Source organism: Bifidobacterium sp. JNUCC 75 (assembly GCF_054819865.1).
In genome coordinates, this window is record NZ_JBTHIF010000001.1 from 1,823,442 (window position 1) to 1,837,142 (window position 13,701).

The 13,701-nt window shown below is 59.4% G+C and carries 11 protein-coding genes; 8 read left to right on the forward strand and 3 right to left on the reverse strand.

Annotated elements, in window-relative coordinates; all coding sequences use genetic code 11:
* Positions 1–14: 14 nt before the first annotated feature.
* The 7 genes from ACVWNW_RS07220 (at position 15) to ileS (ending at position 9,683) form a co-directional block, all read left to right on the forward strand.
* The gene (locus ACVWNW_RS07220) at positions 15–875 is read left to right on the forward strand and encodes an ABC transporter permease (protein WP_110425597.1); all 861 of its coding nucleotides are present in this window, start codon (positions 15–17) and stop codon (positions 873–875) included.
* A 9-nt stretch (positions 876–884) separates the two neighbouring features.
* A complete protein-coding gene (locus ACVWNW_RS07225; protein ID WP_454481976.1) occupies positions 885–1,796 on the forward strand; it encodes a carbohydrate ABC transporter permease in 912 nt (303 codons plus the stop codon).
* Positions 1,797–1,833: 37 nt separating this feature from the next.
* Positions 1,834–3,489 carry a type 2 periplasmic-binding domain-containing protein gene (locus ACVWNW_RS07230; RefSeq protein WP_454481978.1) on the forward strand — a complete coding sequence of 552 codons (1,656 nt, stop codon included), beginning with the start codon at positions 1,834–1,836 and terminating at the stop codon, positions 3,487–3,489.
* A gap of 43 nt (positions 3,490–3,532) precedes the next feature.
* Positions 3,533–4,534, forward strand: coding sequence for a glycoside hydrolase (locus ACVWNW_RS07235; RefSeq protein WP_461196352.1), 1,002 nt, complete (start codon positions 3,533–3,535; stop codon positions 4,532–4,534).
* Positions 4,531–5,292: a DUF624 domain-containing protein gene (locus ACVWNW_RS07240; protein ID WP_454481982.1), complete on the forward strand. Its 762-nt coding sequence runs from the start codon at positions 4,531–4,533 to the stop codon at positions 5,290–5,292. Before ACVWNW_RS07235 ends, ACVWNW_RS07240 begins: the two co-directional genes overlap by 4 nt.
* Positions 5,228–6,127, forward strand: a complete 900-nt coding sequence (locus tag ACVWNW_RS07245) for a TetR/AcrR family transcriptional regulator (RefSeq protein WP_461196353.1) — start codon at positions 5,228–5,230, stop codon at positions 6,125–6,127. Before ACVWNW_RS07240 ends, ACVWNW_RS07245 begins: the two co-directional genes overlap by 65 nt.
* A gap of 211 nt (positions 6,128–6,338) precedes the next feature.
* Positions 6,339–9,683, forward strand: coding sequence for a mupirocin-resistant isoleucine--tRNA ligase (ileS, locus tag ACVWNW_RS07250; protein WP_454481986.1), 3,345 nt, complete (start codon positions 6,339–6,341; stop codon positions 9,681–9,683).
* A gap of 122 nt (positions 9,684–9,805) precedes the next feature.
* Here the strand turns inward: ileS and ACVWNW_RS07255 are convergent, their stop codons facing one another.
* Entirely contained in the window at positions 9,806–10,753 is a 948-nt protein-coding gene (locus tag ACVWNW_RS07255; RefSeq protein ID WP_454481988.1) for an aldo/keto reductase, read from the reverse strand.
* 167 nt (positions 10,754–10,920) lie between these two features.
* Between ACVWNW_RS07255 and ACVWNW_RS07260 the strand changes: the two genes are divergently transcribed.
* Positions 10,921–11,889: an SPFH domain-containing protein gene (locus ACVWNW_RS07260; protein WP_046322627.1), complete on the forward strand. Its 969-nt coding sequence runs from the start codon at positions 10,921–10,923 to the stop codon at positions 11,887–11,889.
* 71 nt (positions 11,890–11,960) lie between these two features.
* Here ACVWNW_RS07260 and ACVWNW_RS07265 read toward each other — a convergent pair whose 3' ends face one another.
* Both ACVWNW_RS07265 and murI read right to left on the reverse strand, forming a co-directional pair.
* The gene (locus ACVWNW_RS07265) at positions 11,961–12,812 is read right to left on the reverse strand and encodes a patatin-like phospholipase family protein (RefSeq protein ID WP_454481990.1); all 852 of its coding nucleotides are present in this window, start codon (positions 12,810–12,812) and stop codon (positions 11,961–11,963) included.
* A 68-nt stretch (positions 12,813–12,880) separates the two neighbouring features.
* Positions 12,881–13,666 (reverse strand): glutamate racemase, encoded by a 786-nt coding sequence (gene murI / locus ACVWNW_RS07270; protein ID WP_454481992.1) that lies wholly within the window; start codon positions 13,664–13,666, stop codon positions 12,881–12,883.
* Positions 13,667–13,701: the final 35 nt, after the last annotated feature.

The following is a 13,701-nucleotide window of genomic DNA, read 5'->3' on the forward strand; positions in this document are numbered from 1 at the left end:
GGCAGTTGCAGGTCATGATCGCTCCAGGCATCCTCTTCATGGTGGTCTTCAACTTCATTCCAATATATGGTCTGGTGCTGGCCTTCAAGAACTACACCGTCGTCGATACCATCGGTGACTCCCCCTGGGTGGGCCTGGACAACTTCCGGATTATTTTGTCGGACAAATACTTCTGGGATTCCGTCTGGAACACCCTGGGCATCAGTTCAATTAAATTGATACTGGGCTTCATTCTGCCCATCATCCTGGCCGTCATGATTTACGAGGTTCCCTGGGGGCCCTTCAAGAAAATCGTGCAGACCCTGACCTACCTGCCCCACTTCTTCTCCTGGATCATTCTGGGAGGCATGATGATCAGCTGGCTCTCATCCAACGGTCTGCTCAACCAGATACTTCAGATTTTTGGCTTCCAGGCCAATACGAACTACCTTCTGGATGCGGGCAAATATTGGGGGATAGCCTCCTTGTCAGACGTGTGGAAAGAGGCCGGGTGGGGTACCATCCTCTACCTGGCAGTCATGTCCAACATCGACCCTTCCCTTTATGAGGCGGCGGAGATGGACGGGGCATCCAAGATCCAGCGTATATGGCACATCACCTTGCCTGAAATCAGCGGGATGGTCACCCTCAATCTGATCCTCTCCGTATCGGCTCTCTTCAATTCCAACCTGGACCAGACCCTGGTCCTGATGAACTCTCAGAACCAGCCCAAGGCGGAGGTTATCAACTCATACGTCTACAGAATGGGTCTGACACAGGGCGACTTCTCCTATGCCACAGCCGTCGGCCTGGGGGTTTCAGTCATATCGGTCATCCTCCTGGTGGCCACCAACCTGTTGAGCAAAAGACTCAACGACAACCAGTCGGTGCTCTGAGGAGGAACCATGTCCAAAGTCAAACAAGATGCTGCTTCTGTCGCTCCAAGCCGGAGGATCCGCCACAGCTCGGTCACCTTTACCATCGTCAACTGCGCCCTTCTGGTGGTTTTCACTCTTCTGATTGTCGTACCAGTGTGGAACATCGTCATCTCGTCGTTTTCCTCCTCCAAGGCCCTGGGGAAGGGGGTGGCCTTCTGGCCCAAGGAGTTTTCCCTGGACAACTACACCTACGTTCTGGAGGACAAGACCATGTGGAACGCCCTGTTCATTTCCGTGGCCAAGACGGGTGTGGGGGTGGTATGCCACACCCTCTTCTGCGCCCTCTTCGCCTACCCGATGAGCAAGGCCTACCTGGCAGGGCGTAAGCTCTACTCAGCCATGGGGATCGTGACCATGTTCTTCTCCGGTGGGATGATCCCCACCTTCCTCCTGATCAAGTCCCTGGGGCTGCTCAACACCTTCTGGGTATACATAATCCCGGCTCTTTTCAGCTATTACGACATCATCATTCTGATGAACTTCTTCCGACAGATTCCTGACTCCCTGATGGAGTCGGCCCGAATCGACGGTGCGAGTGAATGGAGGGTCTTCCGGTCGGTGGTTCTTCCCTTGTCGATGCCTGGGGTCGCCACCATCGGTCTCTTCCACGGGGTGGCCCAATGGAACGATTTCATGACCACCAAGCTCTATGTCAATAATGAAGCCCTCTACCCGCTTCAGATGCGCCTGTACGACATAATCGTCCAATCCCAAGCGGCCACACAGAACGCCAACATGGGTCATCTAGTCCTGGATACGACCTCGCGCGGGGTCAGGCTGTCGACCATCATCATCACGGTTCTGCCCATACTGGTGCTTTACCCCTTCGTTCAGCGGTATTTCATCAGCGGTTCCATGGCCGGTGCGGTCAAGGGCTGACTGGTCGTCACGGATCGAGAAGAGCTAAGGAGCATTCATGCGTAAGAAAACGATTGTGTGCAGAAGGTTGAAGTCCCTCTGCGCGGTGGTGATGATCCCGGCGGTCTTGGGTGGTCTTGCGGCCTGCGGGATCGACAACAGCTACACATCGCACACGGTGGCCCAATTGCCAGCCCCGGCCTACAAGCTTTCGCCCGACAAGCCGGCCTGGCAGATTGACGGACGTAAGGACAACAAACTCCTGTGGTATGTCAACGCCGATTGGTGGAACAAGTCCTTTGGGAAGGACATGGTCACCCGTCAGATCAAAAAGGACCTGAATGTGGACATCGAGTTCGTCACAGGAGATGACAGCAAACTCAATACCTATTTCGCCGGCGGTGACCTGCCGGACCTGATCACCGTCCTGGATGCCAACTCCCGGGTGGTCAAGGCAGCCAAGAACTGGGCATACCCCCTTGATGACCTGGCCGACAAGTACGACCCATACTTCCACAAGGTGGCGGCCAAACAGACCATGGACTGGTACCGTCAGGACGATGGGAAAACCTACGGGTACCCTTCTTATTCCAACACGGAGAAGGACTACGGGGACGGGACCGTGCATGCCTCAAGCGGTTTCATCATCCGCAAGGATGTGCTGGCTGCCATCGGAAAGCAGGATTTCACCACCCCGGAGGGTTTTCTGGCTGGGATGAGGGCCATCAAGGAGAAGTTCCCCGACCTGATCCCCTTTGGCTTCAATGAGTTCAACGGGACCAATTCCTCTCTGGACGTGACCCTGCAGAATACTCTGGGAGTACCGACCACCAAGGCTGGCCACCGCTTTTACGATCGGAGGGAGGATAAGGATTATCTGACCTGGCTGGACACCTTCCGACGTTTGCACGCTGAGGGTGGGATATCCGACGATTCCTTCGCTGATGACGGGGATGCCTTCAATGAGAAGATACAGTCGGGCAAGTATGCCAGTATGTTCATGGCCAGCGTGGTCAACCACGGCCTCTGGCTCCAGACATGGGCTACAGCCCACCCCGACAGCCAGTATGTGGCTATCGACGGTCTGCGCAGCACTCAGGGGCGCAAGCCCACACTGACCGATACGGGTCTGAGCGGCTGGACCATAAACTTCATCAGTAAGGGTTGCCGGAATCCCTCCAAGGCCATCCAGGTTTTCACCTACCTCCTGAGTGACTATGGGCAGATGTTGGTCAACTACGGGTTTGAAGGGAAGACCTACACCAGGGGGCCGGGCAAGATTGTCAGGTGGACACCCGAAGCCAACAAGGTTAGGTTGACCGACAGTAAGAAGTGGCAGAATGAATACCGGATGGCCGAATTCGTTCTCTTTGGCCACGATCGCTACAAGGCTCTCAACCCAGAGTCCTTTACCGATGCGGTCCGCCAGATCCAGAATTTCGGACAGCCTTGGCTGACCACCCAGTACGAGATAGAGAACATAGCCCCCGACCAGGGCACTCTCCAGGCTCGTTCATTCTCGGCAATTGAGACCAAATGGTCGACCATCCTGGTCTCCCTGATCAGGAGCGGATCCGAAAAGGACTTCAAAAATTTGGTGGAGCAGTACGGCCAGTTCCAAAAGGAGAACAGGATTGACGAAATCAATAAGATACGAGATGCAAAGATCGCTGCCAACCTGAACAGGCTCAAGGGTTCACAGACCAGGAGCTGAGGGAATGACGATTAGGATTTTCCTCAACAGCAGGGCAGGCCACATGAAGGAAGAACTTGGGCCAGTTGGAAGGGGAGCCGTTGATTGGCGGGGCTGTCGACAGATGGGCGAAGATCGTCCGAGCGTCATCCTGGCGACCGACCCCTCTGACTACCGAGTTTGCTACCACCTGCCTTCTCGAACCAGATGGTGGCTCATGAGGACCCTCTTCGACTTGACGCCGGTAATCAGCCTGTCTCTTCTGCACAACCCAATCTGGTTCTATGACTATTCCCACTACCCCGACACCTATGACGACCCCAACGGTGGCCGGGAGGGCAGGTTCCTTACAAACTTCTCCTTCAGTATCCGCAAGGACCTCTGCCGGGGTTTGGACCGGGCCAGTTCGCAAACGAATATCCTAGGATATAAGCACAACTGGTACCGGACAGACCACCCATTGGACCTCATCGACATGGCGGGTGGGGCCCTAGACAGAATTGCCTGTTGCTGGTATGACAGCGGGCCCGAAAGTCGGACGAAGGTCAGCGCGCCGAGGTCTGTTTACGGGGCCTATGTCACGGAGGGTTCGGAAGGAGAGTGGATACCCAGACTTCACCAGACCTTGGCCCGCCTGATGTCCGTAGGTATCGAGTTCATGCGCCATAAGTCCCGCTGCCTGGTCCTGTGGAATATCACGCTGGACGAGAAGGGCGGGCAGGTCATCTCCGGATTCAGTACCAGTACCTGTCGAGACCTGGTCACAGAGGACCGAAGAGGAAGGATCACCAGTAATCTGGGCTGTTGCGGTCTTGCCCGATTTAGTCGATTCATCAGGCCAGTCGCCAGAAGGATCAGTATGGAACAGGCCGACGACCTGTCCGATTTTCCCTTTGGGAACACCGGCGGAAGCCAGGTGGCTGTCCTTTACAACAGACGCCGGAGGAAGATCAGAATTGGGGTCCGTTTCGTCCTCGGCCGCCGGGGTCAGGAGGCGGAACCGACCCCCTGGACCGTGATGGCTGTGACCCCTGTCTGCGGACCGGGCCCAGGGGAGGGCCTATGAGCAGGATCTTCGCTCTGGACGGTCCCCTTTACCGTTGCCTGGATAAGGGCTGGCAGCTCCTCAAGTTGAACCTTCTTTTTCTCGTCTCCTGCCTTCCCTTGGTTACGGTTGGGGCCGGACTGACTGCCCTTTTCGCTGTGGTTTTCGCCCTGCAGGAGGAGGGAACTGTCAAGGTGGGTGTCCGCTATTGGAAGGCTTTCAAGGCACGCCTGGCCAGGTCGACCCAGGTCTGGCTCCTGGTCGTGGCCGTGCTAACTGCCTTAGTAGGGGCTTACTTCCTTTTGGCAAATCTCACGCGGGGGTCTCAACCGGTCCTCCTTACTTTCATGGTCCTGGTGGCCTTCCTTCTTCTGGCGGCCATGCCCCTCTTCCCCCTCCTGGCCCTGGGTCTGTCCTCCGACCTTGGCGGAGCCGGAGCCTCCATTATGTCGGACCAGAGACTCAAGAACCCCTCTCTTGGAAAGCTCCTGAGGACTTCGCTAGGTGTGGGGGTCGGGCATGTCCTGGAATGTGGAGGAATGTTCCTCCTTCTGGCCCTCACCTGCCTGCTTCCTATCTTCCTGCCTAGACTCTGGCCACTATGGCTCCTTTTTGCCGGCTCCCTCCTGGCCTTCCTCCAGGCCTGGCTTTTTCGTCGAGCTTGCGGGGTCCTGCCGGTCCGAACCCGTCCGGACCAGGCAAAAGGTCGAGGCAGTGAGCGGTCCACGGGGGATGATGGTCTTGATGGTGGAGACCGGCCTGGCCCCGGCAGGCGATGAAGGGGAAGGAGAAGCTGGCATGATCCGCAAGGTGAAGAAGACGGATGAGCTGAGCGATGGTGGTGATCACACCCGCCACCGTCCCGAGACTCTGCACAAGCGGGAAGAAATATTGAAGGCTGCCCTTGATGTTTTCGGCCGGAAGGGAGCTGCCAAGGGTACCCTTGAGGAGATTGCCGACAAGGTGGGGATGACTCGGGCCGGCATCCTCCACCATTTCGGTTCAAAGCGCAAGCTCCTGATCGAGGTCCTCAGATACAACGATCAGGTCGAAGTGGCCGACCTCCCTGACAGGAAGATGCCCGGAGGTAGTGCTGGTTTCGATCACCTCTTGCAGACCATCGTCGACCATGCCCGCAATCCCGAGATCGCCCGCTCCTTCATCACCCTCTCTTCGGAATCCATCACGGAGGGGAATCCCGGCCATCCTTTCTTCAGAGAGCGGTATGCCAGTCTCCGTCAAGAGGTGGCCGAGTGGATAGTGGAGCTGGGCAGCGACCGGGGAAAGGCAATGGATCGGGATCTTGCACTGATGGCCTCTTCGTCCATATTGGCTCTTATGGACGGCCTCCAGCTCCAATGGTTGATGGATGAGGGGGAGGAGGGGCAGATTGACATGGTCCGGACCCTCTCCTTCGCCATGCACGAGATCGTAGCGGCAGCGTTGGAAAACCGGATGGTTGGCCAGGATGGCGAACCGGACACCGGGACAGGGGAAGAGTGGGGGGTGAGTGGGTCCAGTCAGCGACGCATTAAAACGGGTCCACCTCAGGATTGTTCGCCAGGTGAACCGGATTCCCCTCTTTCCTTAGGCGATGATACTATCCATTCATAGTGGGCCTTGATCCGTTATCAGCGGGGAGCCCTCGGAAGAACGGGATCGCATGCGGCGGTCCTCAGTAGAACCGACGGGTGGGCCCGCACAGCCCAGTTCAAGCGGTCCGGCGCGGGTCATTGGCCGGGCAAGCGAGGTGGTACCGCGGTGGGCCCCATGGGTCCCTCGTCCTCGACATGGCGACATGAACGACCAGCGAGGAGTGTGAACGGTGAATCAGACCACTGATACCTCAGATGCGACAAATCGGGACGGCGAAGTCTATCCCAAGGCGGTGGTGGACCCGGCTCTGTCCAAGGTGACGCCCAATCCCTCCTTTCCTCACATGGAAGAGTCCGTCCTGGACTATTGGGATCAGGACGACACCTTCAACAAGTCGGTGGATCGTCGTCCGTCGGGTGATCATGCTGACAACGAGTTCGTCTTCTTCGACGGCCCGCCATTCGCCAACGGTCTGCCCCACTACGGGCACCTGCTGACCGGCTACGTCAAGGATGTCATTCCCCGCTACCAGACCATGAAGGGCCACAAAGTCAACAGGGTCTTCGGTTGGGACACCCACGGCCTGCCCGCCGAGCTGGAGGCCCAGCGCGAGCTCGGCATCGACAGCGTGGATCAGATCGAGCAGATGGGCATTGAAAAGTTCAATGACGCCTGCCGCGCTTCAGTACTCAAGTACACCAGCGAGTGGAAGGACTACGTGCATCGTCAGGCCCGCTGGGTGGACTTCGACCACGGCTACAAGACCCTGGATGTCTCCTACATGGAGTCGGTCATGTGGGCCTTCAAGACCCTCTATGAGAAGGGCCTGGCCTACGAAGGCTACCGGGTGCTGCCCTACTGCTGGAAGGACCAGACCCCGCTGTCCAACCATGAGTTGCGCATGGATGCCGATGTCTATCAGGACCGGCAGGACACCACCGTTTCCGTGGCCGTCAAGCTCAGGGACGAGGATGCCTATGCGGTTTTCTGGACCACAACCCCTTGGACCGTCCCCACCAACCTGGCCATCGTGGTCGGCGCAGACATCGAGTACTCGGAGGTCAGCCCGGTGTCGGGACCCTTCGCCGGCAAGCGGTTCTATATCGCCACGGCCCGTCTGGGCGACTACGCCAAGCAGCTGGGGGAGGACTACCAGGTGGTCCGCACCCTCAAGGGGTCCCAGATGGAGGGCTGGCGGTACTGGCCGGTCTTCCCCTACTTCGCCGGAGAGCAGGCCGAATCCGAGGGCGGCACTCCCGGTCCCAATGCCTATACCATTTACACGGCCGACTACGTCGACACTGTGGAGGGCACCGGCCTGGTCCACCAGGCTCCCTATGGCGAAGACGATATGAACACCCTGAATGCCAAGGGAATCCGCAGCGTTGACGTCCTCGATGCAGGCGCCGTCTTCACCGAGCAGTGCCCCGATTACCAGGGCATGCAGGCCTTCGATGCCAACATGCCCATCGTGCGCAACCTGCGTGCAGGCGACGGCCCCCTGGCACAGATCCCAGCCGAGCATAGGGCCATCCTCTTCCAGGAGAAGAGCTACGTCCACTCCTACCCACACTGCTGGCGTTGCGGCACCCCGCTGATTTACAAGCCGGTCTCCAGCTGGTTCGTCTCCGTGACCAAGATCAAGGACCGCCTGCTGGAACTCAACCAGCAGATCAACTGGATCCCCGAGAATGTCAAGGACGGCCAGTTCGGCAAATGGTTGGTCAACGCCCGCGACTGGTCCATCTCCCGCAACAGGTTCTGGGGCTCGCCCATACCGGTCTGGGTCTCGGACGATCCCAAGTACCCTCGGGTGGATGTCTATGGGTCCCTGGATGAGCTCAAGCAGGACTTCGGCCGTTACCCGACCGATGATAAGGGGCAGATCAACATGCATCGGCCCTGGATCGACCAGCTGACCAGGCCCAACCCCGACGACCCGACCGGCAAGTCCACCATGCACAGAATCACCGATGTGCTGGATTGCTGGTTCGAGTCAGGCTCCATGCCCTTCGCCCAGTTCCACTACCCCTTCGAAAACAAGCAGTATTTCGAAGACAGGGATCCCTGCGATTTTGTGGTGGAGTACATCGGTCAGACCCGCGGTTGGTTCTACACCATGCACATCATGTCCACGGCCCTCTTCGACCGGCCGGCCTTCAAGAACGTGATTTGCCACGGCATCGTTCTGGGCTCCGACGGCCAAAAGATGAGCAAGCACCTGCGCAACTACCCGGATGTGAACGAGGTCTTCGACAAGTACGGATCCGATGCCATGCGCTGGTTCCTGATGAGCTCTTCCATCCTGCGCGGGGGCAACCTGGTCGTGACCGCCGATGGCATACGCGACACGGTCCGTCAGGTCATGCTGCCGGTCTGGAGCTCTTACTACTTCTACACGCTCTACGCCAACGCGGCAAACAAGGGAGCCGGCTACCAGGCCCAGGCGCTGACACCGGACTGTGTGGCCGACCTGCCGGAGATGGATCGCTTCCTGCTGGCACGGACCCGTCGGCTGATCCAGTCGGTGCAGAAGGCCTTGGACGACTTCGCCATCTCGGAAGCCTGCGATGCGGTGACTGACTTCATCGATGTGCTGACCAATTGGTACATCCGCAACAACCGCGACCGCTTCTGGAGCGAGGATCACCAGGCTTTCGACACCCTCTACACAGTCCTGGAGGCCTTTGCCCGTGTTCTGGCCCCGCTGGCGCCCATGGAAGCCGAGCAGATCTGGCGAGGGCTGACCGGCGGTGAGTCGGTACATCTGGCCGACTGGCCCTTCCTGGCCGACGAGGCCACCGGGCAGGAGACCCAGCTGGGACAGGTCCTGCGCGACGATCCTGCCCTGGTAACCGCCATGGAGAAGGTCCGCGAGGTGGTTTCGGCCACCCTGGCCCTGCGCAAGGCCGAGCAGATCCGCGTCCGCCAGCCCCTATCTCGGTTGACCGTGGTGGTTCGTGACCCCGATGCGGCCCGCTCCTATGTGGACGTGCTCAAGTCCGAGCTCAACATCAAGGATGTGGAGTTCTGCACCCTGGACCAGGCCGGCCAGCATGGCCTGCGAATCATCCACGATCTCAAGGTCAATGCCCGTGCGGCCGGACCCCGACTAGGCAAGCAGGTCCAGTTCGTCATCCGGGCCTCCAAGCAGGGCAGCTGGTCAGAGCAGGACGGCCATGTGGTCGTCACTACCCCAGACGGACCGGTGTCTCTGGAGCCAGGTGAATACGAGCTGGACAACCGGATCGAGCAGGAGGACGGCTCCCAAGCCGACCGGTCGGCCTCCGCAGCCCTGCCCACCGGAGGCTTCGTCATCCTCGACACCCAGCTGGACGACGACCTCTTGGCCGAGGGCTACGCCAGGGATCTGATTCGCCAGGTTCAGGATGCTCGGAAGACCGCCGGGCTGGACATCGCTGACCGGATTCAGCTGACCCTGACCCTGCCCGGAGAGGATGCCCCCAAGGCCCAGCAGTTCAGTGACCTGATCGCCCGAGAGACCCTGGCCACCAGCCTGACCGTCAACGCCGGCGATCTGGATCAGCCGCAGGTCGATTTGGTCAAGGCCTGATCGTAGCTGTACAAAAGGGCTTCCATCCTGTATCAGATGGAAGCCCTTTTCCGTTCGACCTGCCTGGCTGGGTGTCCGCTTGTGGCACACTTGGCCGTGCAGCGGGCAGCGAAGTTTGCAGATCAGCCCTTGACCTTGTCGCTGACCTGGTCCAGGGTCTGCATATCCTCGTCGCTCAGTTCCAGATGGGCAGCGGCCAGGAGGGCCGGCAGCTGCTCAGGGGTGCGCGCAGAGGCGATAGGGGCCGCAATCCCAGGCCTGTGGTTGAGCCAGGCCAGGGCTACTGTGGCCAGCTCGACCCCGTGGGCCTTGGCGATGCCGTCCATGGCGGCGACCACATCCAGCCCCTCCTGGGTGAAGAAGTCCTTGACCATGCCCTCACGCTGCTTACCCTTGAGGTCGTCCATGGTCCGGTACTTGCCCGTCAGGAAGCCCGAGGCCAGTGAGAAGTAAGGGAAGACCGCCAGATTCTCGTCCTTGGCAACGGGCATAAGGCCATTCTCGTAGTCCTTGCGGTAGACCAGATTGTATTGCGGCTCTAGGGCCACCGGCAGGGTCAGGCTTTCCTTACGAGCAATGCTGAACCACTCGCGGATCCGGTCCGGCGTGTAGTTGGACAGGCCGATGGCCCGGACCTTGCCCTCCTTGACCAGCTTGTCAAAGGCTGCTGCGGTCTCCTCCAAGGGGGTGGAGCTGTCGTCGAAGTGGGCGTAGTAAAGATCGATTACATCCAGGCCCAGCCTGAGCAGGGAGGCATCGGCAGCGGCCTCGATATTCTTGGCCGAAAGACCGGAGTACTGGGGGTGCTGGCTGACCTTGGTAGCCACCAGGACCTTGTTGCGGTTGCCGTTCTTGGCCAGCCAGCGGCCCAGGACGATCTCGGATTCGCCGCCGGAGTGGCCAGGGGCCCAGGCTGAGTAGACATCAGCTGTATCGATCAGGTTGCCTCCGGCTGCCGTATAGGCATCCAGGACCTGGTCAGACACAGATTCGTCGCTGGTCCATCCAAAGGTGTTGCCGCCCAGGACCAGGGGGAAGATTTCGGCGTCGATGCCGCGTAGTTTTGTCATGTTCATCCTTTCGGGTTGAAGTCTTGTTAAGCCGAGTCTATTACGGCTATAGCGCCCGAACCGATTATTCAGACGAGCCCATCATGTATGGTGATGGGAGGAAAGGCCGGAATGGTGCGGTTTTCAGGTCCGACATACAAGGGTTTTAAGCTCGAAGGAGAACACTTATGCATCTAGGCATCGCCATTGTGATCGCCGTGCTGGTTCTGGCGCTGATCATCTTCCTCCTGGGGATTTTCGTGGTTCCCCAGCAGCAGGCAGACGTCATTGAGCGCTTCGGCAAGTACCACCGTGTGGTGCTGGCAGGCATCCATGCCAAGATCCCCTTGGTGGACCGGATAGCTGCCAAAACCAACCTGCGGGTCAACCAGCTGAACGTCAAGCTGGAGACCAAGACCAAAGACAATGTCTTCGTCACCGTGGAGGTCTCCGCACAGTTCCGTGTGGAGGCGGCCAACGTGGCTACGGCATACTACGAGCTGGTCGATCCGGCGGGCCAGCTGCGCTCCTACATGGAGGATGCTCTCAGGTCAGCCATTCCCGCGCTGAGCCTGGATGATGCCTTCGCCCGCAAGGATGACATCGCCTCCGACGTTCAGCAGACCGTGGGCCAGGAGATGCAGCGTTTCGGATTTTCGGTCATCAAGACCTTGGTCACCGCCATCGATCCGTCCACCCAGGTCAAGCAGGCCATGGACTCCATCAATGCGGCCCAGCGTGAGAAGGAGGCCACCAGGGAGCGTGCCGAGGCCCGTCGGATCGAGATCGAGACCCAGGCCAGGGCGGATGCCGAAAAGACCAGGATGCAGGGCGAGGGTCAGGCCAATTATCGGCGGGAGATCGCCAACGGCATTGTGGATCAGATCAACAGCCTGCGGGCCGTGGGTATGGATATCGACGCCGTAAACAATGTGGTGCTCTTCAACCAATATCTGGATGTGATGCGTTCGCTGGCCGAGTCCGACAATGCCAAGACTCTGGTTCTGCCTGCGGCGACCCCCGGCGGCTACAACGAGCTCTTCAACCAGATGACCGCAGCGCTGATGACTGCCCAGAGCAGCCAGGGGAGTGCGGATCCCCGCCACGGTCGCAGGAGCGCAGGCACAGAGAGCGAGACCGGGGCGCCGATACTGTAAGGTTGGTAAAAGAGTTCGACCAAAACGGGAAAAAGGAAAACCCCGTATGGAGAGTCGTGCGGGGACGGGGTTCAGCTTTCCAGGAAGTCAGCTATGGTCTCGGCGGCCCGATAGCCCTTGTCGTACATGGCGTTGAGTCCCTTGAGCGACTTGCTCAGTGTGGTCAGCCCGCACAGGCTGTCCGGGGCCAGGATGAGCACCTGGCCCTCCTTTTCGGCCTGCTTGGCCAAGGCGACCTCGTCATTGTAGGTGCAGTAGCGCTCCATCAGGCGCTCGCCGGCCGCTGGATAGGTCCTCGACAGGATCCGGGCCGGCAGGACATCCTTCTTCTGCTCGCGCAGAATATCCCTCTGGCGGGTCAGAACCAGAACGATGCGTTCATAGCCCTCGTCCATGGCCTTGCGGATCGGGACCGGGTCGGCGATGCCGCCGTCCAGATAGGGCACTCCATCGATTATGTAGGGCTTGTTGGCCACCGGCACAGTGGACGAGGCCTTGAGGATGTCATAGTTGTCCTGGGTCAGGTCGGACTTGTCAAAGTAGACGGTGGATCCGTCAGTGGCCTTGCAGGCCACTACGGTGAACAGGGCCGGGTTGGCCTTCAGAGCTTGGTAATCCAGCGGGCATTCCCCATCGTGGGCCGACAGTTTGCCGTAGACGTAGTCCAGATCGACGAAGGTGTGCTTGGTCAGGAAGTTGCTCACGCTCGCATACTCCTTGCGGGAGGAGTAAACGGTGTAGAAACGGTAGCAGCGTCTGAGCTGGCCCGACAGGAAGGAGGCAAGATTGGCACTGCCGGCCGAGACCCCGTAGCAGTGATCGAAGGTAATGCCCTGCTCCATGCAGCGGTCGAAGACGCCGGCGCCGAAGATGGACCGGTAGCCGCCGCCTACGTCAATGACGGCTGTTCTTTTGCGTGCCATAAGCACCTCGATTCCTGACAGATATCCGAGCTTGATGACAGCTTATGCGTGAACGTTGGACAAGCCGTTCAGGGGCTGCAGGAGGCCAGCAGCCGCTTGGACAGATCCAGCATGGCCGGTGAGGAATCAGAGTTCGCAATCTGTACTTTGCCGGGACCAGGGCCCGGGTTGAGGGCATCGTCTTGGGCCAGCAGATCCTTGAGGTGGCGGGCCGTTCCAGGGTTGCCGTCGATCAGTGCCAGGCTCGGCGGGCAGATGCGGGCGATGGACTGGCGGAAGAAAACGAAGTGGGTGCAGCCAAGGACCAAGGCATCCAGGGTCTGCAGATCATAGGGATTCAAGTAACGGTGCAGGGTGGCGTCGACCAGGACCTGGTCGCTCAACCTGTCAGACTCCACAATGGTCACCAGGTCTGGGCAGGGCTGGGTGAGAATGGTGTGTCTGCCGGAGAACCGAGCCATCAGGCGCGAGAACTTGGCCTCCTTCAAGGTCAGCGGGGTTGCCGTGACCAGAACCCGTTGGGGTCGGCCTCCGCCTCGGGTGCAAGCCAGCTTCAGGGCCGGCTCCATGCCGATAACAGGAACCGGGTAGCGCTGGCGCATCTCATCCACACAGACACTGGTGGCGGTGTTGCAGGCGATGACCATGGCTTTGACACCCTGATCCATGAATCGGTCGCCGATGATCTGGCAGCGCCGGGCAATCTGGGCCGGCTCCTTGGTGCCGTAGGGGGCGTAGGCGGAATCGCCGAAGTAGAGCAGATTCTCTTGGGGCAGAAGCTTCTGGATGGCTGCGGTGACGCTCAGACCGCCGAGCCCGGAGTCGAAGATCCCGATCGGTGCATCTGATGCCATATGATCCGCTCCTTTCGCAGCCGAAGAACCAGCCT

What these genes read in the sequence shown, in the direction of transcription:
- ACVWNW_RS07260 (WP_046322627.1), top strand. Translation starts at nt 10,921, where the DNA reads ATGCATCTAGGCATCGCCATTGTGATCGCCGTGCTGGTTCTGGCGCTG.
- ACVWNW_RS07235 (WP_461196352.1), top strand. Translation starts at nt 3,533, where the DNA reads ATGAAGGAAGAACTTGGGCCAGTTGGAAGGGGAGCCGTTGATTGGCGG.
- ACVWNW_RS07265 (WP_454481990.1), bottom strand. Translation starts at nt 12,812, where the DNA reads ATGGCACGCAAAAGAACAGCCGTCATTGACGTAGGCGGCGGCTACCGG.
- ACVWNW_RS07255 (WP_454481988.1), bottom strand. Translation starts at nt 10,753, where the DNA reads ATGACAAAACTACGCGGCATCGACGCCGAAATCTTCCCCCTGGTCCTG.
- ACVWNW_RS07230 (WP_454481978.1), top strand. Translation starts at nt 1,834, where the DNA reads ATGCGTAAGAAAACGATTGTGTGCAGAAGGTTGAAGTCCCTCTGCGCG.
- murI (WP_454481992.1), bottom strand. Translation starts at nt 13,666, where the DNA reads ATGGCATCAGATGCACCGATCGGGATCTTCGACTCCGGGCTCGGCGGT.
- ACVWNW_RS07225 (WP_454481976.1), top strand. Translation starts at nt 885, where the DNA reads ATGTCCAAAGTCAAACAAGATGCTGCTTCTGTCGCTCCAAGCCGGAGG.
- ACVWNW_RS07220 (WP_110425597.1), top strand. Translation starts at nt 15, where the DNA reads ATGATCGCTCCAGGCATCCTCTTCATGGTGGTCTTCAACTTCATTCCA.
- ACVWNW_RS07240 (WP_454481982.1), top strand. Translation starts at nt 4,531, where the DNA reads ATGAGCAGGATCTTCGCTCTGGACGGTCCCCTTTACCGTTGCCTGGAT.